At 69.3% G+C, this 22,259-nt stretch carries 19 protein-coding genes; 16 read left to right on the top strand and 3 right to left on the bottom strand.

Translation table 11 applies throughout. The features are described from left to right. The first annotated feature begins 94 nt into the window (after window positions 1-94). From JKL49_RS14135 to JKL49_RS14075, 13 genes are all read left to right on the top strand, one after another. Window positions 95-1,117, top strand: a complete 1,023-nt coding sequence (locus JKL49_RS14135; RefSeq protein WP_215341262.1) for a hypothetical protein — start codon at window positions 95-97, stop codon at window positions 1,115-1,117. 33 nt (window positions 1,118-1,150) lie between these two features. Beyond that, entirely contained in the window at window positions 1,151-1,924 is a 774-nt protein-coding gene (locus JKL49_RS14130; protein WP_215341261.1) for a peptidoglycan recognition protein family protein, read from the top strand. An 86-nt stretch (window positions 1,925-2,010) separates the two neighbouring features. Next, window positions 2,011-3,036 carry a metallophosphoesterase family protein gene (locus tag JKL49_RS14125; protein ID WP_215341260.1) on the top strand — a complete coding sequence of 342 codons (1,026 nt, stop codon included), beginning with the start codon at window positions 2,011-2,013 and terminating at the stop codon, window positions 3,034-3,036. A 49-nt stretch (window positions 3,037-3,085) separates the two neighbouring features. After that, window positions 3,086-4,468: a M20/M25/M40 family metallo-hydrolase gene (locus JKL49_RS14120; RefSeq protein WP_215341259.1), complete on the top strand. Its 1,383-nt coding sequence runs from the start codon at window positions 3,086-3,088 to the stop codon at window positions 4,466-4,468. Further along, window positions 4,465-5,430 (top strand): D-alanine--D-alanine ligase, encoded by a 966-nt coding sequence (locus JKL49_RS14115; protein ID WP_215341258.1) that lies wholly within the window; start codon window positions 4,465-4,467, stop codon window positions 5,428-5,430. The genes JKL49_RS14120 and JKL49_RS14115 overlap by 4 nt, the downstream gene beginning before the upstream one ends. Further along, window positions 5,378-6,289, top strand: coding sequence for a cell division protein FtsQ/DivIB (locus JKL49_RS14110; RefSeq protein ID WP_215341257.1), 912 nt, complete (start codon window positions 5,378-5,380; stop codon window positions 6,287-6,289). Before JKL49_RS14115 ends, JKL49_RS14110 begins: the two co-directional genes overlap by 53 nt. 2 nt (window positions 6,290-6,291) lie before the next feature. Next, window positions 6,292-7,638 (top strand): cell division protein FtsA, encoded by a 1,347-nt coding sequence (gene ftsA / locus JKL49_RS14105; protein WP_215341256.1) that lies wholly within the window; start codon window positions 6,292-6,294, stop codon window positions 7,636-7,638. Window positions 7,639-8,021: 383 nt separating this feature from the next. Then, complete coding sequence (ftsZ, locus tag JKL49_RS14100; protein WP_215341255.1) at window positions 8,022-9,620, top strand: cell division protein FtsZ; 1,599 nt, start codon at window positions 8,022-8,024, stop codon at window positions 9,618-9,620. A gap of 246 nt (window positions 9,621-9,866) precedes the next feature. Further along, window positions 9,867-10,760, top strand: coding sequence for a UDP-3-O-acyl-N-acetylglucosamine deacetylase (lpxC, locus tag JKL49_RS14095; protein WP_215341254.1), 894 nt, complete (start codon window positions 9,867-9,869; stop codon window positions 10,758-10,760). 213 nt (window positions 10,761-10,973) lie between these two features. Then, window positions 10,974-11,825 carry an outer membrane protein assembly factor BamD gene (locus JKL49_RS14090; protein ID WP_215906472.1) on the top strand — a complete coding sequence of 284 codons (852 nt, stop codon included), beginning with the start codon at window positions 10,974-10,976 and terminating at the stop codon, window positions 11,823-11,825. Between the two features lie 40 nt (window positions 11,826-11,865). After that, window positions 11,866-13,563, top strand: a complete 1,698-nt coding sequence (recN, locus tag JKL49_RS14085; protein ID WP_215341252.1) for a DNA repair protein RecN — start codon at window positions 11,866-11,868, stop codon at window positions 13,561-13,563. Continuing rightward, entirely contained in the window at window positions 13,556-15,904 is a 2,349-nt protein-coding gene (ligA, locus tag JKL49_RS14080) for an NAD-dependent DNA ligase LigA (RefSeq protein ID WP_215341251.1), read from the top strand. The genes recN and ligA overlap by 8 nt, the downstream gene beginning before the upstream one ends. Continuing rightward, window positions 15,904-17,094 carry a class I SAM-dependent methyltransferase gene (locus JKL49_RS14075; protein ID WP_215341250.1) on the top strand — a complete coding sequence of 397 codons (1,191 nt, stop codon included), beginning with the start codon at window positions 15,904-15,906 and terminating at the stop codon, window positions 17,092-17,094. Before ligA ends, JKL49_RS14075 begins: the two co-directional genes overlap by 1 nt. On the opposite strand, the gene JKL49_RS14070 is transcribed toward JKL49_RS14075, so the two are convergent. Then, window positions 17,091-18,905 (bottom strand): aminopeptidase P family protein, encoded by a 1,815-nt coding sequence (locus tag JKL49_RS14070; protein ID WP_215341249.1) that lies wholly within the window; start codon window positions 18,903-18,905, stop codon window positions 17,091-17,093. The genes JKL49_RS14075 and JKL49_RS14070 overlap by 4 nt on opposite strands. Window positions 18,906-19,155: 250 nt before the next feature. Between JKL49_RS14070 and JKL49_RS14065 the strand changes: the two genes are divergently transcribed. The 3 genes from JKL49_RS14065 (at window position 19,156) to JKL49_RS14055 (ending at window position 20,714) form a co-directional block, all read left to right on the top strand. Next, window positions 19,156-19,719, top strand: a complete 564-nt coding sequence (locus tag JKL49_RS14065) for a GNAT family N-acetyltransferase (protein WP_215341248.1) — start codon at window positions 19,156-19,158, stop codon at window positions 19,717-19,719. Window positions 19,720-19,787: 68 nt separating this feature from the next. After that, window positions 19,788-20,129: a GIY-YIG nuclease family protein gene (locus JKL49_RS14060; protein ID WP_215341247.1), complete on the top strand. Its 342-nt coding sequence runs from the start codon at window positions 19,788-19,790 to the stop codon at window positions 20,127-20,129. 102 nt (window positions 20,130-20,231) lie between these two features. Beyond that, entirely contained in the window at window positions 20,232-20,714 is a 483-nt protein-coding gene (locus JKL49_RS14055) for a carbonic anhydrase (RefSeq protein ID WP_249778086.1), read from the top strand. A 138-nt stretch (window positions 20,715-20,852) separates the two neighbouring features. Here the strand turns inward: JKL49_RS14055 and JKL49_RS14050 are convergent, their stop codons facing one another. After that, complete coding sequence (locus JKL49_RS14050) at window positions 20,853-21,296, bottom strand: hypothetical protein (RefSeq protein ID WP_215341245.1); 444 nt, start codon at window positions 21,294-21,296, stop codon at window positions 20,853-20,855. Between the two features lie 69 nt (window positions 21,297-21,365). Then, a complete protein-coding gene (locus JKL49_RS14045) occupies window positions 21,366-22,232 on the bottom strand; it encodes a 50S ribosomal protein L11 methyltransferase (RefSeq protein WP_215341244.1) in 867 nt (288 codons plus the stop codon). Window positions 22,233-22,259: the final 27 nt, after the last annotated feature.

The raw sequence follows: 22,259 nt of genomic DNA, 5'->3' as shown, positions 1-22,259 counted from the left end.
ACGTGACCTCCGCTAACGTCATACCTGTGTTATTCCAAGTTGAAACCCTGGCGTTTGTGCGGCAGGGTCGCTGTGGGGTTTGGGGGGCGCGGCCATGAAGGTGGACGAAGTCAAGCTAGGCGCGATCGACGCCGCCGGCGCACAGATCGAGGCGGTGTTTTCCAGGCGTGTGCCGGATTACGCGGTCTATCGGACGAAGGACCGGGTCCTGGCCCACTGCGCGGACGATCCGGTCCGTGAAGCCAAGCAGCGCAGCATCCTGGCGACTCTTGGGCCGCTGCGGGGCGAGATCAACGGCCTGATCGACGGCTGGCGGACCGGTCGCAGCGACGCCGACAAGGCCAAGGCCCACGGCTTCGAACGGCGGGTGGCCGACGCCCTGGTGCTGGCGCTGGAAGATGACGAGGCCAGCGCCAAAGCGCTGCTGGAAAACGTCAAGCTGGACATCCACGAGGAGCGCGTCTCCCGCGCCCGGTTCCAGTACCTGCTGGTGGCGTCGATGGCCTTGGCCTTCGGGCTGGTGGTGATTTTCGTGATGACGTCGGACTGGTATCGGGCCTCGGTCCACGCCTTCGAACACAAGACCGATCCCCTGTGGCTGGCGGCGGGCGCCGGGGCCGTCGGGGCGTTCTTCTCCATCGCCACGGGCATCCGAAACCGCACGGTTCTGCCCGATCTGCGGGTGGTCGATAACTCTGCAGACGCGGTGCTGAGGATCGTCATCGGCCTGATCGCCGCCACGATCCTGATCTTCCTGCTGCAGTCGGGGGTGGTGGCGACGCCGACCTTCGGCAACCGCACCATCGACATCGAGGCGGCGGCGCCCGCGGTCTATTCCTGGGCCATGGTGGTGGTTGTGGCCTTTACGGCCGGCTTCCTGGAGCGGTTGGTGCCCGACCTGCTGGCCAATACCGCGGTCGCGACGCTTCGGCCCGCGACGCCGACCTCGGCGCCCGTCGTACCGGCGACGAAGATCGTCCCCGCCGCCCCGGCCGGCGAGACCGCCCCTGAGGCGCCGGACGAGGACGCCGACAACTGCTTCGACCGTCACCAGGCGGACGACGAGACGCCCGACGAAGACCTGCCGCCCGCGCGAGGCGGCGTGGCGACCGTCTAGCCCGTTCCGGAAACCGAGAGAGGAGAGCTGACCATGGCCTACGCCCTGACCTGGCTGCCTGACGTCCTGGAAGCCGCCGGCCTGAAGGTGGCCGAACAACCCGGCTGGATGGATCGCGGCGTGGGAAACGTCGGCCCCACGAAGGGTGTCATTTGCCACCACACCGCCGGCGGGCCGAAGGGCAACATGCCGAGCCTGGGGGTGATCACCAACGGACGGGCGGGTCTCCACGGCCCGCTGGCGCAGCTGGGGCTGGGGCGGGATGGCACCTACTATGTCATCGCCGCTGGGCGCGCCCAGCATGCCGGCAAGGGCGAGTGGGGCAAGGTCACCACCGGGAACACCAGCTTCATCGGGATCGAGGCCGAGAACACCGGCCTGCCGGATGACCCCTGGCCCGCTGTCCAGATGGACGCCTACCAGCGCGGTGTCGCCGCGATCCTGCGGAAGATCGGGGCCAATGAGAGCATGTGCTGTGGGCACAAGGAATATGCCCTGCCGAAGGGTCGCAAGCCCGATCCGCTGTTCGACATGGATGATTTCCGCGCCGGCGTCCGGGCTGTTCTGGACGGGACCGCGCCGCCGCCGACCCTGATCCCGGCGGTCGACGCGCAAAGTCGCGCGACCCTGCGTCGCGGCGCCAAGGGCGCGTCGGTTTCGGACCTGCAGCGAAAACTGGGCCTGGCGTCGGACGGCGTCTTTGGCCCCCACACCGAGGCCGCTGTGCGGGCGTTCCAGCGTTCGAAGGGCGCCGTGCAGGACGGCATCGTCGGGCCCAAGACCTGGGCCGCGCTGGACGCCGCCTGACGTCGGGGCGGAGGCCTCCGGCTTGACGTGCGGCGGGCGTCGCGCGCCTCATCGTGCGGCAGGGGGACAGGCTGATGGATGGCGCGGTGAGGTGGCTTTGGCGGACCGTTGCGGGGCTCGGCCTGGCGGTGGGGCTCGGATCAGCGGCCCTGGCGGCGAGCCCGGCGTTCCAGCCGCCGCCCCTTCAGGGCGCCAAGCCCTGGACCAGCACGCCCTTCGACGACGCCAAGGACAGTTTCGCCTTCGCCGTGGTCAGCGACCTGGAGTCCGGCTACCGGCCGGGCGTGTTCGAGGTGGCCGCCGCGCAGCTGGCCCTGCTGCGGCCGGCTTTCGTGATCACCGTCGGTGACCTGATCGAGGGCGGGACCGAGGATGAGGCCAGACTGAACACCGAGTGGGATGCGTTCGACGCGCGGCTGAAGCCTCTGCACGCGCCGTTCTTCCATGTCGGCGGCAATCACGACCTGACCAACCTGGCGCAGCGGCGGGTCTGGGCCCAGCGCTACGGGCCGCGCTACTACCATTTCAGCTACAAGGGCGTGCTGTTCCTGGTGTTGGACACCGAGGACTATGCCGAGCCGCGGATGGCGGAGATCTATCGGATGCGCGCCGACTTCCTGGAGGCCCAGAAGAGCGATCCGGAGAAGGCCCGGCGCCTGCCCTACGCCACCCTGATGGAGGCCAAGGTGGGGGAGGTGAGCCCGCAGCAGGGCGCCTATTTCGAGGGTGTGCTGGCCGATCATCCCAAGGCCCGCTGGACGGTGGTGCTGATGCACAAGCCCGTCTGGCGGCGGACCGACGGGCGCGGGCTGGAGCGGATCGAGGCGGCGCTGAAGGGGCGGCCCTACACCCTGCTGAACGGGCACCTGCACCGCTACGCCTACACCGAGCGCAACGGCCGCGACCACATCATGTTGGGGACCACCGGCGGGGAGCGGGAATTCGACGATTCGGAGGGCGCGATGGACCACATGATGTGGGTGACCATGACCGCCGACGGTCCCTCCATCGCCAACCTCCGCCTCGACGGCGTGCTGGACAAGACCGGGCACGTCCCGGCGGGCGGGGAGCGCCTGTGCCTTGATCACGGCGGGCCGAACTGTCCGCGCTGACCACGGGCGGGCGCTTGACTTAAGCCCGCGCCTGTCGCACCGCCGGAGGATGAAAAGCCTGCTGATCGCGGCCGCGTCCGTGACCCTCCTCACCGCCCTTCCGGCCCAGGCCGCCGACCTTGCCGCCACAGCCGCGGGCCTCCGCGACAAGGCGTTGTCCGACCCCACCGCCTGGGACGTGCTGGAGAGCCTGACCACCGAGGTCGGGGCCCGTCCGGTGGGCTCGCCGGCCATGGCCCGCGCCAAGGACTGGAGCGTCGAGACCTTCAAGCGGCTGGGGTTCGCCAATGTGAAGGTGGAGAGCTTCGAGACCGGCGCCTGGTCGCGGGGACCTGAGAGCGCCTCGGTGATCTCGCCCTATCCGCAGGCCCTGCACATCCTGGGTCTGGGCGGTTCCTCGCCGACGCCCAAGGGCGGGCTGGAAGCGGAGATCGTGGTCTTCTCCACCTATGCCGACCTGCTGGCCCAGCCGGTGGGGTCGCTGAAGGGCAAGATCGCCGTCGTCACCCAGAAGATGACCCGCACCCAGGACGGCTCGGGCTACGGCGCCATCAACGCCCAGCGCACCTCGGGGCCGCTTGAGGCCGCCAAGCGCGGGGCGGCGGCCTATCTGACCCGGTCGCTCTCCACCGACGACACGCGGCTGCCGCACACCGGCGGCGCGGCGCCCGCCGGCATTCCCGCCGCGGCGCTGTCGACCGTCGACGCCGAGCTGCTGGACCACATGGCCGCGCGCGGAAAGCCCATCAAGGTTCGCCTCGACATGCAGTCGAGCTTCAACCCCAAGGCCCAGGCCTGGAACATCTCCGGCGAGATCGTCGGGCGCGAGAAGCCTGACGAGGTGCTGGTGATCGGCGGCCACCTGGACAGCTGGGATCCCGGCACGGGCGCGGTGGACGACGGCGCGGGCGTCGCCATCATGACCGGCGCCGCCAAGGTGATCGCCAGCCTGCCGCAGGCCCCGCGCCGCACGATCCGGGTGGTCATGTTCGGCTCGGAAGAGCAGGGCGGCAGCGGCGGCGCCTACGCCACGGCCCACAAGGACGAGATCACCAATATCGTCTTCGTCGGCGAGAGCGACGAGGGTGCGGGCGTGATCTGGAAGGTCGACCTGCCCAAGGGCAGCCGGGCGGCGCCGGCGATGCAGACCTTCGCCAATGTGGTCGCGCCGCTGAAGGTGGCGGTCACCGGTGATCCCAGCCGGTTCGGCGGCTCCGACGTGGCTGGCATGGTGCGGCTCGGCGCGCCGGTCGCGGACCTGCACCAGGACGCCAGTCGCTATTTCGACCTGCACCATTCGGCGGACGACACCCTCGACAAGGTCGATCCGAAGGAACTGGCCCAGAACGTCGCGGTCTGGACCGCCTTGCTCTACACCGTCGCCGACAGCGACATCGATTTCCGCAAGTTCCTCGCCCCGGAGGCCAAGTGAGCCAACCTCTTTCCGGCCGTCATGTGGCCCTGCTGCTGGGCGGCCTGTCCTCCGAACGTGACGTCAGCCTGGTCTCGGGCCGTGAGTGCGGCGACGCCCTGGAGCGCCTCGGCGCCAAGGTGACCCGCGTGGACGCCGGCCGCGACCTGGCCCAGGTGTTGACCAAACTGAAGCCCGACGTCTGCTTCAACGCCCTGCACGGCGAGTGGGGCGAGGACGGCTGCGTCCAAGGCGTGCTGGAGACCCTGAACCTGCCCTACACCCACTCGGGTGTGCTGGCCTCGGCGCTGGCCATGGACAAGGCCAAGTCCAAGGCGGTGCTGGCCGCCGCCGGCGTGACCGTCCCAGGCGGGGGGTTGTTCAACCGCTTCGAGGCCGCCGCCGACCACGTCATGCCGCCACCCTATGTGGTGAAGCCCAACGCAGAGGGGTCCTCCGTCGGCGTCTTCATCGTCCTGGACGGCGCAAATCGCCCGCCGCAGGACATCGTCGCGCCCGAATGGACCTATGGCGAAGAGGTGATGATCGAGCCCTATATCCGCGGCAAGGAGCTCGCCGTCGCGGTGATGAACGGTAAGGCCCTGACCGTTACCGATATTGTCCCCAGGTCTGGCTTCTACGACTACGAGGCCAAGTATGGCGACGGGGGGTCCGAGCACATCCTGCCGGCCAAGATTCCATTGAAAACCTTGGCGAAAGCCATGGAGCTGGCCGAGCGCGCCCATGCTGCGCTTGGTTGTCGCGGAGTTACCCGATCTGACCTTCGTTATGACGACATTAACGACATTCTGGTCCTTCTAGAGGTCAACACACAGCCCGGCATGACGCCGACTTCGCTCGTCCCCGAGCAAGCGGCGCTGAAGGGCGTGGACTTTGACAACCTGGTGCTTTGGATCACGGAGGACGCTTATGCCCGCGGCGCTGCGGGGGGGATCGCGAGTTTCAGCGAAACCCCGGGCTAGAAAGCCCGCTGGCCCCAAGACGCGCTCGCAGGCCAAGGCGCCTGCGGGGTACGCCCCCGCGAAGCTGGGCGCCGCCCGCGGCGTTGGCCTCTCTCCCAAGCACGCCCTAATGGCCGCCGCCGGAGTGCTGGCGGTCGCCCTCATCGCGACGCTCTCCACCGGCGACCGCGCCCACAAGCTTTCCGAATCGATCAACACCGGCGTGGGCGGGCAGTTCGCCCACCTCGGCTTCCGGCTGAAGGCCGTCCACGTGCAGGGCGCCTCGCCCATGGCCACCGCCGATATCCTGGCCGCCGCCGGGGTCTACAAGGACCAGCCGCTGATGGGCCTGGACCTCGAGGCCCTGCGCCAACGCATCGAGGCCGTGGGCTGGGTGAAGGAGGCGCGGATCGTGCGCCTGCTGCCCGACACGCTGGTGCTGGCGGTGGTGGAACGCAAGCAGCTGGCCGTCTGGCAGCACGGCGGCCAGAGCCATGTGATCGATGATCACGGCCAGATCATTCCCGAGGCCCGCTCGGACAAGTTTCCCAGCTTGCCGCTGATCGTCGGCGAGGGGGCCAATGAATACGCCGCCCAGATCCTGCCGGAGGTGGCGGCCCGGCCGCGCCTGATGGAGCGGATCGAGGCCCTGGTGCGGGTGGACAACCGCCGTTGGGACCTGCGGCTGAAGGACGGATCGCTGGTGCAATTGCCGGCGGTGGACGAAGACGGCGCCCTGATAAAACTGGAGCAGCTGGATCAGAGCCAGCGCATCCTGGAACTGGGTTTCGAGCGGATCGATCTGCGTGATCCGAGCGTGGTGGCGGTGCGGCCGCGCGACGGGGCCCTTCCCGGGCAACTCGTCGCGAACGGCGTTTGAGGATGAAGAGGGCAGACCAGTTGGCGACCCGTGTTGAGGACCGCAAGGAAAGCCGCGAAGGGCTGAAGGCCGCGCTTGGCCGCCAGCCGGTGATCGCCGCGGTGGACCTTGGCGCGTCGAAGGTGAGCTGCTTCATCATGAAGCATGACGGCGTCCGCCGTTCAGACCGCACCCTGACGGCGGCCGGCGTCGGCTATGTCCAGTCGCGCGGCGTGCGCGGCGGGGCGATCGTCAACCTGGACGAAGCGTCGGACGCCATCGCCCAGGCCGTGGAGCGGGCCGAGAACGTGGCCGGCGTCCAGGTGCAGAGCGTCACGGTCGCCACCGGCGGCGGCGCCCTCACCAGCCATCGCATTTCCGGCCGCGTGTCCCTGGGCGCGCGCGCCATCTCCGACCACGACCTTGTCCGCGCCATCCAGCAGGCCCTCACCCAGATCAAGATCCCTGGCCGCCGCGCCGCCCACATCCTGCCCGTCGCCTGGGCCGTGGACAGCCAGGCGGGGATCCGCGATCCGCGCGCCATGTTCGGCCGGGTCCTGGCCGTGGAGCTGCTGGTGGTCTCGGTCTCCGAGGCCGTCTTCCAGACCCTGGGCGCCTGCGTGGAGCGGGCGCACCTGCAATTCGACGGCGTGGTCGCCGCCCCCTTCGTCTCGGCGCTGGCCGCCCTGGAAGAGGACGAGATGGACCTGGGCGCGGTCTGCATCGACATGGGCGGCGGCTCAACCTCGGCGGCCGTCTTCTCCGGCGGCAGCCTGGTCCACGTCGAGACCCTGCCGGTGGGCGGCAGCCACGTGACCGCCGACATCGCCCGCGGGCTTTCCACCTCCATCGCCGGCGCCGAGCGGATCAAGACCCTGCACGGTTCGGCCATCGCCTCGGCCAACGAGGACCGCGAGATGATCGAGGCGCCGCCGCGTGGCGACGATCCGGGCGCGGGTCCGGTGATCGCCCCGCGGTCGCTGCTGAAAGGCATCATCGCGCCGCGCGTGGAAGAGACCCTGGAACTGCTGCGCGACCGCCTGAAGGCCTCGGGCGCGCCAGTCGAGCCGGGCGCGGGCCTGGTGCTGACTGGCGGCGCGAGCCAGCTGGCCGGCGTCCGTGAGGTGGCCGTCCGCGTCTTTGACCGTCCGGTGCGCCTGGGCCGTCCGCGCCGGGTGCCGCACCTGGCCGACGCCGCCTCGGGTCCAGCCTTCTGCGCGGCGGCCGGCGTGCTGCATCGCCACGCCTTCGGCCCCCGTGAGGCGGTCTCGGCCAAGGCGCTGGCCTCGGCCAAGCTGCGCCGCGATCCGGTGGACCCGGGCGCCAACCCGGTGGCCAAGGCCGCCGCCTGGCTGCGCGAGAACCTCTAGCTCACCGCTCCAGGCGGTTCGTCCACAGGTTCATGCTGAAGCTGAGATAGGCTCAACTTGGGTTTTTGACCTCAGGCTGACACCGGATCGCCTGCCGACTCACATTCGACTCAGTTGAGTCGCGATCCTGTTCTTTGAATATGATCAGCGGCTTGACGAAATCTGTGAGTCAGGGTGTCGCAGTTCGGGCCGGGGAATCGCACCTAAGCCTTACGCGCCAACAAATTTGCTTGGTTAGCGGCTCGACGGACCTCCGACTCGCCTTATGCAGTTAACCGCCAATTAACGATGGTAGGCGTTTCCTTAACGCCATCCGTCGAGGGAGCCTGGCGGGCGGGTCGCCTTGTCTCCCAGCATGACTGACGGAGGACGTAGAGGTCCCTATGGCTATTGCACTTTCCGCGCCGCGCGCGACCGAGTTGAAGCCGCGCATCGTTGTTTTCGGCATCGGTGGGGCAGGCGGTAACGCCGTCAACAACATGATCGAAGCTGGGCTGGAGGGCGTCGAGTTTGTCGTCGCCAACACAGACGCCCAGCAGCTGTCGTTCTCCAAGACCGACCGGCGCATCCAGCTCGGGGTCCAGGTGACCCAGGGCCTGGGGGCCGGCGCCCACCCGGAAGTGGGGATGAGCGCGGCTGAGGAATCCATTCCCGAGATCGGTGAGCACCTCGACGGCGCCCACATGGTCTTCATCACCGCCGGCATGGGCGGCGGCACCGGCACCGGCGCCGCGCCGATCATCGCCAAATGCGCCCGCGAGCGGGGCATCCTGACGGTGGGCGTGGTCACCAAGCCCTTCCACTTCGAAGGCCGTCACCGCATGCGCCTGGCCGACGCCGGCATCGCCGAGCTGCAGCGCTATGTCGACACCCTCATCGTCATTCCGAACCAGAACCTGTTCCGGGTCGCCAACGAGCGGACCACCTTCGCCGAGGCCTTCGGCATGGCCGACCAGGTCCTGCACTCCGGCGTCCGCTCCATCACCGACCTGATGGTGCTGCCCGGCCTGATCAACCTCGACTTCGCCGACGTCCGCACGGTCATGACCGAGATGGGCAAGGCGATGATGGGCACCGGCGAGGCGTCGGGTGAAGACCGCGCCCTGATGGCCGCCCAGAACGCCATCCAGAACCCGCTGCTGGACGAGGTTTCCCTGAAGGGCGCCAAGGCCGTGCTGGTCAACGTCACCGGCGGTCTCGACATGACCCTGCTGGAAGTCGACGAGGCGGCCAACGCCATCTCCGAACAGGTCGATCCCGAGGGTAACATCATCTTCGGCGCCGCCTTCGACCCGACGCTGAACGGCATGATCCGGGTTTCCGTCGTCGCCACGGGCATGGATGGGGCGTCGATCGCCGCCATTGAGCCGAAGGTGGAGCGCCGTCCGCTGACTGCGCCACCGCTGCGGGCGACCGAACAGGCGCACCAACCCTATTCGCCGCCGCCAAGCCCCGCGCCCGAGCCTGTGCGTTCGATCTACGCCACCCCGGCCGCCCAGGCTCCGGTTCCTCGCTATGAGGCTCCGGCCTATCGCGCCCCGGTCGCCGCCGCCCCGTCTCCCGCGCCGGCCCCGAAGGCCAGCTTCGACCTGGAGGATGAGGCCCAAGGTGATCTCTATTCGGCCCCGGCCCCGGCTCCCGCGCCGGCTTGGGTCGAGCCCCAGATCACCCAGGCCGCCGTGCAGCCGCCGCAACCTGCCCCCGCGCCCATGACCCGGATCGTCGATCCCGCCGTGGCCGAGGACGAGGACGAGCCGCTGTTCACCGACGCGGCCTTCGAGGATCGCCGTCCGCAACGCGGCGGCGGCTTTCTGAGTCTGTTCGGCAGCCGTCCGCGCTACGACGCCCCGGCGCCCGCGCCGGCCGCCCGGACCGCCGCCCGCGGCGGCGCGCAGCCTGCCGAGGCTCCGGCCCCGCAGGAACAGGCCGAGGGCCAGGAAGACCTGGAAATCCCGTCCTTCCTGCGTCGCCTCGCCAACTAGGCGAAAACGCCGGACTGAACTTCGCGCAAGGCCGGGTGTCACGCCCGGCCTTGTTGCATTTTCGGGGCCCGTTTCGCGTGTTAGGCGAGGGGCTCTAAGCTTTGATTCTGCTAACAAATCCTGACGACCCAAATCGAAACATTCGGAAACAGGACGTGTCTTGCGGCGCCGCAACATAACCTTAAAAGGGCATCTGAGGCGTTCCGTGGCCACTCCCGGCCGGACCACTTCAAGAGGGTTCCGGTCTTGGCCGCATCTGCATTCCAACACACCCTGCAGGGCCCGGCGATCTTCGCCGGGGTCGGCGTGCACACCGGCGCCCGCACCCGCGTCTCGGTCCGACCGGCGGCCGCCAACACCGGCATCGTCTTCGTCCGCACCGACGTGACCGATCGCGATAACCGCGTGCCGGTCAGCGCCGAGGCGGTCTGCAAGACCCAGTTGGGCACCGTGATCACCAACGCCGCCGACGTGACCGTCGCCACCATTGAGCACCTGATGGCCGCCCTGGTCATGCTGGAGATCGACAACGCCGTCGTCGAGTTGGACGGCCCGGAAATGCCGATCATGGATGGCTCCTCGCAGCCGTTCGTCGAGATCCTCGACCGCGCCGGCCGTCGGGGGCAGGACGCTCCGCGGCGCTACATCGAAATCCTCCACACCATTGAGGTCGTTGACGGCGACAAGCGCGCCGCCCTCAGCCCCGCCGATCAGTTTGAGGTCGCCTTCGAGATCGCCTTCGACTCCAAGGCCATCGGCCGCCAGCGCGTCGACCTGCTGATGGACGAGCGCGCCTTCCGCACCGAATTGGCCGACTGCCGGACGTTCGGCTTCCTGCATGAGGTCGAGGCCCTGCGCGCCATGGGCCTGGCCCGTGGCGGCTCCATGGAGAACGCCGTCGTCATCGAGGGCGATCGCATCCTCAACCCGGAAGGCCTGCGCCGGCCGGACGAGTTCGTGCGCCACAAGGCCCTGGACGCCATCGGCGACCTGTTCGTCCTGGGCGCGCCGGTAATCGGTCGCTTTGAAGGCGTGCTGGCCGGCCATGGCATCAACAACGCCGTGGTCCGCGCCCTGGTCGCCCAGCCGCAGGCCTGGCGCTACCGCAGCCTGGTGGACAATCTGGCCCACGCCGTCTGATCGGGGCTTTGCCGGCCGCCTCTCTTTCGACAATCTCGCTCTATAGCCGATCCTGGTCGGTGTTCCGGGCGTCGTTCCCTCCCTTCCGTTTGCGCCTTGCCTAGCGTGGTGTAGAAGCGGGGACTCGCCGCGCGGGGGCGCGCATTTGGTCTGTTTGAGGTGACGGTGTCCTTGCTTCGCAATTCCTGGGGTCGCCCGGCGCTTGTCGCCTGCATGGTCGCCCTTGCCTTGGCCGGCTGCGCCGGCAAACCGAAGCGGCCCAAGCTGGCCTATGAAGAGCGCCCCGTGGAGCTGCTCTACGCCACCGGCGCCGACCGGCTGGACCGTGGCCTCTGGAACCAGGCCGTGGACTATTTCCAGGAGGTGGAGCGTCAACACCCCTATTCGGAATGGTCGCGCCGGGCGATCCTGATGACCGCCTACGCCCACTATCAGGCCAATAACTACGCTGAGGCGATCGGCGACGCCGACCGCTTCATCTCGCTGTATCCGGGCAACCCGGCGGCGACCTACGCCCACTATCTGAAGGCCATCTGCTATTTCGAGCAGATCGTCGATGTGGGCCGCGACCAGGCCGCCACAGGCCAGGCGTTGGATAACCTGCGCGAGGTGGTGCAGCGCTACCCCAAGACCGAATACGCCGCCGACGCCCGTCTGAAGATCGACATGGTCAACGACCAGCTGGCCGGCAAGGAAATGACCATCGGCCGCTGGTATCTGCGCCAGGGCGACACCATCGCCGCGCTGGGCCGCTTCCGTACGGTGATCGACCGCTATCAGACCACCAGCCACTCGCCGGAGGCCCTCTACCGCCTGGTCGAGGCCTATCTCACCCTGGGCCTGGCCGACGAGGCCAAGCGCAACGGCGCGGTGCTCGGCTTCAACTATCCGGGAGATCCCTGGTATGCCGACGCCTACGCGCTGCTGACCGACAAGGGCCTGCGTCCGTCGATCGAGCCAACGGGCAAGAAGGGCGGCCTGCTGCGCCACCTTCCGTTCCGCAAGGACAAGACCGCGACCATCAAGCCGCCGTCGACGCCGATTGCAGAACCTAAGGCGAACTGATCCCTTTCAGCGCGTCTGATTCCAGGCGATCTTGCCGGCCATGTTGATCGGGCTTTGGATCCGCGACGTCGTGCTCATCGAGGCCCTGGACCTGTCCATCGGCCCGGGCCTGACGGCGCTTACGGGTGAGACGGGCGCAGGCAAGTCGATCATCCTCGACGCCCTGGGCCTGGCTACCGGCGCGCGGGCGGATGCCGGGCTGGTGCGCCAGGGCGCAAGCCAGGCCATGGCCTCGGCCGTCTTCGCCCCGCCGTTGGACCATCCTGTGTGGGAGGTGCTGGAGGAGAAGGGCCTTGCCTATGCCCGCGACGAGGACCTTGTCCTGCGCCGCATGCTCTCCGTCGACGGCCGCAGCCGCGCCTTCGTCAACGACCAGGCCACCAGTGTCGGCGTCCTGAAGGAACTGGGCCAGCATCTGCTGGAGGTGCACGGCCAGCACGAGACCGTCGGCCTGCTGGACGCGCGCACCCACCGGCCGCTGCTGGACGCCTATGGCTCGCTGCGCCCCTTGGCCAAGGCCGTGGGTGACCGCTGGACCGCCTGGCGGGAGACCCGCGCCAGGGCCGACGCCCTGCGCGAGGCCGTGGATCGCGCCGCCGCCGACGCCGAGGAATTGACCCTGCGGCTTTCAGAGTTGGATCGCCTCGCCCCCCAGGCGGGGGAGGAAACGGCGCTGGCCGAGGAGCGCGCCATCCTGGGCGCGGCCGAAAAGGCCATCACCGACATCAATGACGCGCGCGGCGCCTTCGACGGGCTGAGCGCCAAGCTGGCCGCGGCGGTGCGTGCGGTCGAACACGCCCGCGCCCGCGCCTTACAGGCCGGCGCCGCCGAGGACGGTCCCGCCGTCAGCCGGCTGACCGCCGCCAGCGTCGCCATCGACCGGGTGTTCGGCGAGGCCCAGGAGGCCGAGGCCGCCGTGGACGCCGCCGCCGAGGCCTTCGACTTCCGCCCTGACCGTCTGGAGAAGGCCGAGGAGCGGCTTTTCGAACTGCGCGGCATGGCGCGCAAGCTGCAGGTCGCGGTCGAGGACCTGCCGACCTTGCGGGTGCGCTTCGCCGAGCGCCTGCGGGCCATGGAGTCCAGCGAGGACGACCTGAAGGCCGCCGACGCCGCCGTCGCCCAGGCCCGCGCCGCCTATATGGCCGACGCCGAGAAGCTGTCGGCGTCCCGCCGCGCCGCCGGCGACCGCCTGGCCGCCGCGGTGATGGCCGAACTGCCGCCGCTGAAACTGGACAAGGCCCGCTTCCGGGTCGCCGTCGAGACCCTGGCGGAGGATCGCGCCGGCCCCACGGGGACCGATCGCGTCGCCTTCGAGATCGCCACCAACCCCGGCGCGCCGTTCGGCGACCTGGGGGCCATCGCCTCGGGCGGGGAGCTTGCGCGCTTCGCCCTGGCGCTGAAGGCCGCCCTGGCCGGCCGCGCCGAGGGCGTGCAGCCGCTGATGATCTTCGACGAGGTGGACCAGGGGGTGGGCGGCGCCGTGGCCGACGCCGTGGGCCTGCGCCTGCGCCGCCTGGCCGCCGACGCCCAGGTGCTGGTGGTGACCCACTCTCCCCAGGTCGCCGCCCGCGCCGACGCCCACTGGCGGATCGCCAAGGCCGGGGACGGGGAACGCCTGCGCACCGCCGTGGAGACCCTGTCGCCCGCCGATCGTGAAGAAGAGATCGCCCGCATGCTGGCCGGCGCCCACATCACCGACGCCGCCCGCGCCGCCGCCCGGGCGCTGATGCATGCCTGAGCGCGCGAAACCGGTCGCAGACCTTGATGAATCCGAGGCCGTCGGGGAGTTGACCCGGCTCGCCGACGCGCTGACCGCCCATGACCTCGCCTATCACCAGCAGGACGCGCCGACGATTTCGGACGCCGACTACGATACGCTGAAGCGGCGCAACCTGGAGATCGAGGCGCGGTTCCCGGAGCTGGTCCGTGAGAACTCGCCCTCCCAGCGGGTGGGGGCCGCGCGGGCCGAACAGTTCTCGCCGGTGGAGCACGGGGTGCCGATGCTCAGCCTCGACAACGCCTTCTCCGACGAGGAGGCCGTGGAGTTCGACGCCCGGGTGCGGCGGTTTCTGCGGGCCGACGCAGAGCCCATCGCCTATACCGCCGAGCCCAAGATCGACGGCCTGTCAGCCTCCCTGCGTTACGAGAAGGGCGCCCTCGTCCAGGGCGCGACACGAGGCGACGGGCGGGTAGGGGAGGACGTCTCCCAGAACCTCAAGACCGTCGCCGACATTCCCCACCGACTGAAAGGCTCGGGCTGGCCCGATGTCATCGAGGTGCGGGGCGAAGTCTATCTGGGCCATGACGGCTTCGCCGCGCTGAACGCCAACGCCGAGGCCGCGGGTCAGAAAACCTATGCCAACCCGCGCAACGCCGCAGCGGGCTCGCTCCGCCAGATCGATCCCAAGATCACCGCGACGCGGCCGCTGCGGTTCTTCGCCTATGCCTGGGGCCTGTTGAGCGAACCCTTCGCCCAGACCCAGTGGGAGGCGCTCGCTAAGCTGAAGGCCTGGGGTTTCCAGACCACGCCGCAGTCGCAGCGGGTGGTGGGGCCGCAGGGGCTGCTGGCCGCCTACCGCGAAATGGAGGCTGCCCGCCCCAAGCTCGCCTTCGACATCGATGGCGTGGTCTACAAGGCCGACCGCCTGGACTGGCAGTCGCGGCTGGGCTTCGTGACCCGGACGCCGCGCTGGGCCATCGCGCGTAAGTTCCCGGCCGAGCGGGCGCGGACCGTGCTGGAAGCCATCGACCTGCAGGTCGGGCGCACAGGGGCGGTGACACCGGTCGCGCGCCTGCGCCCGGTGACGGTGGGCGGCGTGGTGGTGGTCAACGCCACCCTGCACAATGCCGACGAGATCGCCCGCAAGGACCTGCGGGTCGGCGACACCGTCGTCATCCAGCGCGCCGGAGACGTGATCCCGCAGGTGGTGGAGGTGGTGCTGGCCGAACGGCCGGCCGACGCCGTGCCCTTCGAATACCCGACCCACTGCCCTTGCCCGCTGCACACGCCTCTGGCGCGGGAAACCACCGCGTCCGGGGCCGAGACCGTGGTGCGGCGCTGCACCGGGGAGTTCGCCTGTCCGTTCCAGCGGATCGAGCACCTGCGCCACTTCGTCGGCCGCCGCGCCTTCGACATCGAGGGCCTGGGGGAGAAGCAGCTCACCGCCTTCTATGAGCGCGGCTGGATGCGCGAGCCGGCCGACATCTTCCGCCTGGCCCGCGACGAGGACCGCCTGACCGAACTGCGCGGCAGCGACGGCTATGGCGAGACCAGCATCACCAACCTGGTGGCTGGGATCGATGAGCGGCGGAAGATCCCGCTGGACCGCTTCATCTTCGGCCTGGGTATCCGGCACATCGGCGAGACCACCTCCCTGGCCCTGGCGCGGCACTACGAGACCGTCGAGACCTTCATCAAGGCCGGACAGGCGGCGGCGCAGCAGCGGCCGGGTGCGGACTATCTGGCGCTCTCCACCCTGGACGGCATCGGCCCCACGGCCCTGGAGGCGATCATCGCCTGGGCGCGGACCAAGCCGGACGTGCTGGTCCCGGCCCAGGCCTCGATGGACGAGCGGCTGCGGCTTTCGATCCCGAAGATCAACAGCCGGGCGCGGCAGGCGCTCGTCGACCTGTTCGGCGACTGGGCGACCTTCGAGGCCGCGGTGACGAAGGCCGCCGGCCAGGGCCCTGGTGACGACTTCCTGGAACTGGCGACCGTGGACGCCGTCGGGGTGGTGGCCGCGCGGATGATCGCCGAGTTCTTCGGCGAACCGCACAACCGCGACATGGTGACGAACCTAGCGGCCGAACTGCGCGAGGTGCAGGCCGTCGCCCGACCCAAGACCGACACCGCCGTGGCCGGCAAGACCATCGTCTTCACCGGCGCGCTGGAGAAGATGACCCGCGACGAGGCCAAGGCCCAGGCCGAGGGGCTAGGCGCCAAGGTCTCAGGCTCGGTCTCCAAGAAGACCGACCTGGTGGTCGCGGGCCCCGGCGCGGGCTCCAAGCTGAAGACCGCCACCGACCTCGGCATCGAGGTCATCACCGAGGACGAGTGGCTGGCCCTGGTGGCGGGCTGATGTCCGAGGGCGCATCCATCGATGAGCTGCTGACGACCGGCCAGACGCGCCTGCGCGCCCACATGCTCAACCTCGCTGAACTGATCTTCCAGAGGGTGCTGGCCAAGGAGCCTGAGAACCTCACCGCCCTGCGGCTGCTGGGGGTGACGCTGCACAAGATGGGGGAGAGCGACGCGGCCATCACCCACCTTCGCGCCGCCACCGAGCTGGCGCCCGAGATCCAGTTTCCCTGGTGGGACCTTGCCGTGGTGTTGCGGGACGCCGGTCAGACGGAGCAGGCGCAAGCGGCCCTGGTTCGAGCGCTGGCGCTGGTGGGGCGCGATCCGGCCGCGACGCCCCTGCCGCCCCTGACCAACCTGACGCTGTCGGACGATCGCGCCAGCCGCAAGGTCACGGTGGTGGACTACCCCTACAACGCTTCGATCCGGTACGGCGCGGGGCGGCCCTCGCACCCGGAGCTTACCGAGCTGATCGGCCAGGGGCGGACGCGTTACGCGGCCTTCCTCAACGGGCTTGGCGAGATTCAGCGGGATTTCGCCGAGGTGCCCATGGGCGGGAGCTACGAAGCCTCGACGCCGTTCTGGCTCAACAGCTGGTATCCGGCGCTGGACGGCATGGTGCTGACCGGGATGCTGCGCGCCCACGCGCCGAAGCGGTTCATCGAGATCGGCTCGGGCATGTCCACCAAGTTCGCCCGGCGCGCCGTGCAGACCTACGGGCTGGCCACCACGCTGATGTCCATCGATCCGGAGCCGCGCAACAGCGTCGACAAGCTGTGCGACGAGGTGATCCGCCGGCCGCTGGAAGCCTGTGACCTGAAGATCTTCCAGACCCTGGAGGCGGGCGACATCCTGTTCCTGGATTCCTCGCACCGGGCCTTCCAGAACTCGGACGTGACGGTGTTCTTCCTGGAGATCCTGCCACGCCTGAAGCCCGGCGTGATCCTCCACATCCACGATATCTACCTGCCCGACGACTACATCAGCGGCCACGTGTTCCGGATGTGGAACGAGCAGTACCTGCTGGCCACGGCCCTGCTGTTCGGCGGCGACCGTTTCGAGGTGCTGTTCCCCGCCTGGTTTGTCGGCCAGGACCCCGAGCTGTCGGCCCACGCCAAGGGACTGCTGCAGAAGGGGCCCTTGGACCGGCTCGATCTCTACGGCGCGTCCTTCTGGATGCGGAAGACCTAGAGCGGCGCGCAGGCCTCTTCCATCCAGGCGCGGACCTCGGCGGGGACGCGGGGGCCGACCACGGCCAGGACGCGGGCATGGTAGGCGTCCATCTGGGCGCGCTCGTCGGGGGTCAGCAGCGACACCTCGATCAGGCGGCGGTCGATAGGGGCCAGGGTCAGGGTGGTAAAGCCCAGCATCGGGCGCTCGCCGCCGGGGATGGGGGCGGCCTCGGCGACATACTGCAGGTTCTCGATTCGGATGCCGTAGGCGCCTTCCTTGTAGTAGCCGGGCTCGTTCGAAAGGATCATGCCGGGCTGCAGGGCCACGAAGTTGGGCAGTTTAGAAATCCGTTGTGGGCCCTCATGGACGCCGAGATAGGAGCCGACCCCGTGGCCGGTGCCGTGGTCGAAGTCGAGGCCCCGTGCCCACAGCGGGGCGCGGGCCAGGACGTCGAGGGCCGAGCCGGTGGTGCCGGCCGGGAAGCGGACGGCGGCCAGGGCCAGGTGGCCCTTGAGCACCAGGGTGAAGCGCTCGCGCATCTCGGCGCTCGGCTCGCCGATGGCGACGGTACGGGTGACGTCGGTGGTGCCGTCCAGGTACTGGGCGCCGGAATCCACCAGCAGCAGCGAGCCCGAGACCGTCTTTTTGTTCTGCCGGAAGGTGGGGTGGTAGTGAACGATGGCGCCGTTGGAGGCTGCGCCGGCGATGGTGTCGAAGGAGAGGTCCTTCATGGCGCCGGACTGTTCGCGGAAGCCCTCCAGCTTGGTGACCACCTCCACCTCGTCGGGCAGGCTGGTCTGGGCCTCGGTGGCCAGCCAGTGGAGGAAGCGGGCGAGCGCCACGCCGTCCCGGGCGTGGGCCTCGGTGGTCCCGGCGATCTCGACGCTGTTCTTGGCGGCGCGGGGTAGGGCGCAGGGGTCCTCGCCGCGCACCACCTCTGCGCCGGCCTGGGCCAGCGCCTCGAAGTACCAGGCCGAGGACAGGCCAGGGTCCACCAGGACCCGCTTGCCCTTCAGGTCGGCCAGGGCGGCGGGCAGGTCGTCGGGGGTCTCCAGGGCGACCTGGTTGCCGAGCCAGGCGGGCAGGGCCTCGGTGACCTTCGCCGGGTCGAGGAACAGGCGCGCCGTGCCGTCCTTATGGAGGATCGCCTGGGACAGCGGCAGGGGGGAGCGGATGACGTCGCCGCCGCGCACATTGAACAGCCAGGCGATGGAGGAGGGCGAGGTCAGCACCGTGGCGTCGGCGCCCCGGGCGGCCAGGGCCCGACCGATGCGGGCGCGCTTGTCGGCGGAGTCTTCGCCCGAATGCTCCAGCGGCTGGGCGACCACCGGGGCGGTGGGCTGGGCGGGACGCTCGGCGCCCCAGGCCTGGTCCAGCGGATTTGCGGCGACGGGCTTGAGCTGCGCGCCGGCCCGGGCGGCGGCGGCCTGCAGACGGTCAAGCGCGTCGGGGCTGTGCAGGCGCGGGTCATAGCCGACGACCTGGCCGCGAGCCGTGGCGGTCTCGAGGTAGGCCGGGACGCCGCCCTCCACCAGGTCGCGGATTTCGAAGGTGGCCTCGTCCACCTGGTCGCGGACCTGCAGGGTGTAGCGGCCATCCACGAAGACCGCGGCGCGGTCCTTGAGGATCACCGCCGCGCCCGCTGAGCCGGTGAAGCCAGTGGCCCAGGCCAGCCGGTCGTTGGCCTCGGGCAGATACTCGTTCTGGTGCTCGTCCTCGTGCGGCACGAGGAAGCCGTCCAGGCCCTGGGCGGCCATGGCCTTGCGGATCAGAGGGACGTGGCGGGGGCCGAAGGAGCGGTCGGTGGTTTCTTCGAAGGTCTGGCGCATGGGTGGCATGTAAGCCGTTCGGAGCGGCCTCGCAAAGGGCTGAGGCTTGCAGATTGGCGCGAAGCTCGGCTAGAAATCACCCATGGTTCGCGCCCACGCTCTCGGTTGCAGCAATTCCAACGGTCCCATCCGGGTCGTTCGAACGCGCATGCCTTGAGCTAGTGCGACTTCGAACCAGACCCCGCCAATATCGGCCGGGGTCTGGATAGACCGGGACCCGTCCGATGCTTTTGAAATCGGAGTGTTTCCTATGACCACCACCCCACCCTGGCTTCCTCTCGAGACCGAGCGACTATTGCTGCGCGATTTTCGCGAGAACGATTTCGACGCCATCCACGCCTATGCCATCGACCCTGAGGTCGTCCGTTACATGACCTGGGGCCCCAACACCCCGGAGGTGACGCGTGAGGTGCTGGACCGCAATCTGGACCGGCAGAAGACCTGGCCGCGCGAGGAGCTGAGCCTGGCCGTCGAGGTCAAGGCCACCGGCGAGATGATCGGCGTCATCTCCCTGCACGACGCCAACACCGACAACAGCGCCTTCGGCTACTGCTACAGCCGCGGGGCCTGGGGGCAGGGCTATGGGACCGAAGCGGCCCGCGCCCTGGCCCGGATCGCGTTCACGGATTTGGGCCATCACCGCATCTGGGCCACCTGCGACGCCCGCAACCACGGCTCCTACGGGATCATGGAGAAGGTGGGGATGCGCCGCGAAGGCCACCTGCTGAAGAACACCAAGGCCCACGACGGCTGGCGCGACAGCTATGTCTACGCCCTGCTGGCCGACGAGTGGCGTGCGGCGAATGACGAATAACATCCGGGTATAATTGACGGAGGCGGGACGACGCGCTACAAGGCTCGCCTCCAGTCGAGGACCAGACCGTGGACAAGCAACGCCGCCGCGACATCGCCCAGGCCTACAAGGAGCGGAAGGTCCCGATGGGGATCTTCAGCCTGCGCTGCGAGCCGACCGGGGAAATCTGGATTGGCATGAGCCGCAACCTGGACGGGGCGGCCAACTCAGCCATGTTTGGCCTGCGCATGGGCTCGCACCGCAACAAGGCGATGCAGGCGGCCTGGACCGCGCATGGTGCGGAGGCCTTCACCTATGTGGTGGTGGAGACCCTGGCGGAGGACCTCGGCCCGATCGGCAAGGACACTTGGCTTAAGGAACGCGACCGCCACTGGCGCGCGCGACTGGACGCGAGGCCCATCGTGGGGTGAAGCTCTACCTTAGTGGCGGCGATAGAGTCGCACGCCCCGGGGGAGACGCCGATGACCTGCTGTTCGATGGGATCCTGGCCCGCGCTGTCGCGGCGCGAGGCGATGACTGGGGCTGTAGCCCTGGGCGCAGGGTTGTCGCTGCTGGCGCGGCCCGGCATGGCGCGGGCGGCGGGGCACGCCGAGGCCTTGCTGCTGTCGTGCATGGACTATCGCCTGATGAACGATGTCGAGTCCTATATGGACGGGCGGGGCCTGACGGAGAACTACGACCACGTGGTCCTGGCCGGCGCCTCCCTGGGGGCGGTGAACACGACCTATCCTGCCTGGCGCGATGTCTTTTTCACCCACCTGGACCTGGCGGTGAAGCTTCACGACGTCCACCGGGTGATCGTGGTCGATCACCGCGATTGCGGCGCCTACAAGCTCTTGCTCGGTGAGGCGGCCGTGAAAGATCCCGAAACGGAGCTGAAGAGCCACGTCGCCCAACTCCACCTGCTGCGCGCGGCGGTGGTCGAAAAGCACGCGCACATGGCCGTCGAGCTGGGCCTGATGGGCCTGGACGGCAAGGTCACGCCCATAGCCTAGATCGTCATGGCCGGGCTTGTCCCGGCCACCCATGATCTCCGAGGTTCAGCCACAAGGCGGGGCGGGCGCCGCGCGAGCTATGGAAATACGGAGATCATGGGTCCCCAGGACAAGCCCCGGGATGACGTTTCTGGTTTCTTACTGTTGGGGCGGGGCGTCGGTGGCGTCCTGGGCGGCGTCCGCCGCGCTGGCGGCGGCGTCGCGGCTGGCCTGGGCCGAGCGGTCGGCGGCGTTACGGGCGCTATCGGCGGCGGCCTGGGTGGCGCCGGCCATGCTGGAGGCGGCGTTGGCCGAGGCTTCGCTGGCGGCCTGAGCCGCGGTTTGCGCCTGGCTGGCGGCGGTCTCCATCATCGCCTGGCTGCGGCCGGCGTCGGTGGCGGCCTGCAGGTCGGTCTGGCTGGTGTTGTTGTTGTTGAACAGGAAGACCAGGCCGACGATGGCGACAACGGCCACCAGGGCGGCGATCCACCAGCCTGCGTTACTGGAGCCACTGGCGGCCGGAGCGGCGCTGTATTCCGTGCGGACCGTGGCCGGCTGCTCGACGACGGTGCGTTCGACATAGGGGTCGTTGGGATTGCTCATGGGTGCGTCCTCAAAATCGGCGGTGAAGACCACCGTCGAGGCGAGAACGCCGGTCGCCCCAGGCAGTTCCTAGTTTCGCTTGATCACCAGGGTCGCCCAGGCGTCGCGGTGGATGCGGCGGACCAGGGTGAAGCCCTTGGAGCGGTAGGCGGCCAGGACCCTGCGCTCCTGGGTGCGTAGCAGGCCCGATAGGATGGCGATGCCGCCCGGCTTCAGGGCCAGCTTGATGTCGTGGGACAGGGCCACGAGCGGCGGGGCCAGGATGTTGGCGAACACCAGGTCGTAGGGCGCCTTCTCCCGCACTGAGGCGTGGCCCAGGCCCGAGGCATGCAGGAAGCGCACCTTGGCCTTGTTGAGCACCGCGTTCTCAGCCGCGATGCGGACCGAGGGCGCGTCGATGTCGGTGCCGACGGCGATGGGCGTGCCGGTGCGGGCCGCGGCGATGGCCAGGACCCCGGTGCCGGCGCCGACGTCCAGCACGCGCTCGTAGCGGTGGGCCTTCAGCAGGTCGTGGTAGGCCTGCAAACAGCCGACGGTGGTGCCATGGTGGCCGGTGCCAAAGGCGGCGCCCGCCTCGATGCGCAGGTTCACGGCGTTGACCGGGGCGCGGCCCTTGTCGTGGGCGCCATAGACGAAGAAGCGCCCGGCCCGCACCGGCGGCAGGCCCGACAGCGCCATGGCCAGCCAGTCGGCGTCGGCCAGCTTCTCCACCAGCACCTTCAGCGCAGGGTATGCGGCGAGCGCTGAGGCGAAGTCGCGGCTCTCATCCTCAGTGGTGGGGAAGGCGTCGATGCGCCAGACGTCACGGTCCTCGTCCTCCTCCAGGATGGAGTAGGTGACCCCCTCCAGCATGGGATCGGCGTCGATGGCCTCGGCGGCGGCTTCGGCCACGGCGCGGGGGCCACGGGCGATGATCTGAACGGCGTCTGTCGTCATGCGCATCCGTCTAGAGGCGGACGGGCG

Origin of the sequence: Phenylobacterium glaciei (assembly GCF_016772415.1) — a bacterium.
In the GTDB taxonomy this organism is placed as follows: Bacteria; Pseudomonadota; Alphaproteobacteria; order Caulobacterales; family Caulobacteraceae; genus Phenylobacterium; species Phenylobacterium glaciei.
Note: the sequence above shows the minus strand (reverse complement) of the source record. Positions and strands in the feature narration are given on the sequence as shown.

Bases quoted from the DNA above. Each gene is read 5' to 3' on its own strand.
- JKL49_RS14050 (WP_215341245.1), bottom strand. From the start codon at position 21,296: ATGAGCAATCCCAACGACCCCTATGTCGAACGCACCGTCGTCGAGCAG.
- ftsZ (WP_215341255.1), top strand. From the start codon at position 8,022: ATGGCTATTGCACTTTCCGCGCCGCGCGCGACCGAGTTGAAGCCGCGC.
- JKL49_RS14070 (WP_215341249.1), bottom strand. From the start codon at position 18,905: ATGCGCCAGACCTTCGAAGAAACCACCGACCGCTCCTTCGGCCCCCGC.
- JKL49_RS14130 (WP_215341261.1), top strand. From the start codon at position 1,151: ATGGCCTACGCCCTGACCTGGCTGCCTGACGTCCTGGAAGCCGCCGGC.
- ftsA (WP_215341256.1), top strand. From the start codon at position 6,292: ATGAAGAGGGCAGACCAGTTGGCGACCCGTGTTGAGGACCGCAAGGAA.
- JKL49_RS14120 (WP_215341259.1), top strand. From the start codon at position 3,086: ATGAAAAGCCTGCTGATCGCGGCCGCGTCCGTGACCCTCCTCACCGCC.
- JKL49_RS14055 (WP_249778086.1), top strand. From the start codon at position 20,232: ATGACTGGGGCTGTAGCCCTGGGCGCAGGGTTGTCGCTGCTGGCGCGG.
- recN (WP_215341252.1), top strand. From the start codon at position 11,866: ATGTTGATCGGGCTTTGGATCCGCGACGTCGTGCTCATCGAGGCCCTG.
- ligA (WP_215341251.1), top strand. From the start codon at position 13,556: ATGCCTGAGCGCGCGAAACCGGTCGCAGACCTTGATGAATCCGAGGCC.
- JKL49_RS14110 (WP_215341257.1), top strand. From the start codon at position 5,378: ATGCCCGCGGCGCTGCGGGGGGGATCGCGAGTTTCAGCGAAACCCCGG.
- JKL49_RS14090 (WP_215906472.1), top strand. From the start codon at position 10,974: ATGGTCGCCCTTGCCTTGGCCGGCTGCGCCGGCAAACCGAAGCGGCCC.
- JKL49_RS14075 (WP_215341250.1), top strand. From the start codon at position 15,904: ATGTCCGAGGGCGCATCCATCGATGAGCTGCTGACGACCGGCCAGACG.
- JKL49_RS14045 (WP_215341244.1), bottom strand. From the start codon at position 22,232: ATGACGACAGACGCCGTTCAGATCATCGCCCGTGGCCCCCGCGCCGTG.
- JKL49_RS14135 (WP_215341262.1), top strand. From the start codon at position 95: ATGAAGGTGGACGAAGTCAAGCTAGGCGCGATCGACGCCGCCGGCGCA.
- JKL49_RS14065 (WP_215341248.1), top strand. From the start codon at position 19,156: ATGACCACCACCCCACCCTGGCTTCCTCTCGAGACCGAGCGACTATTG.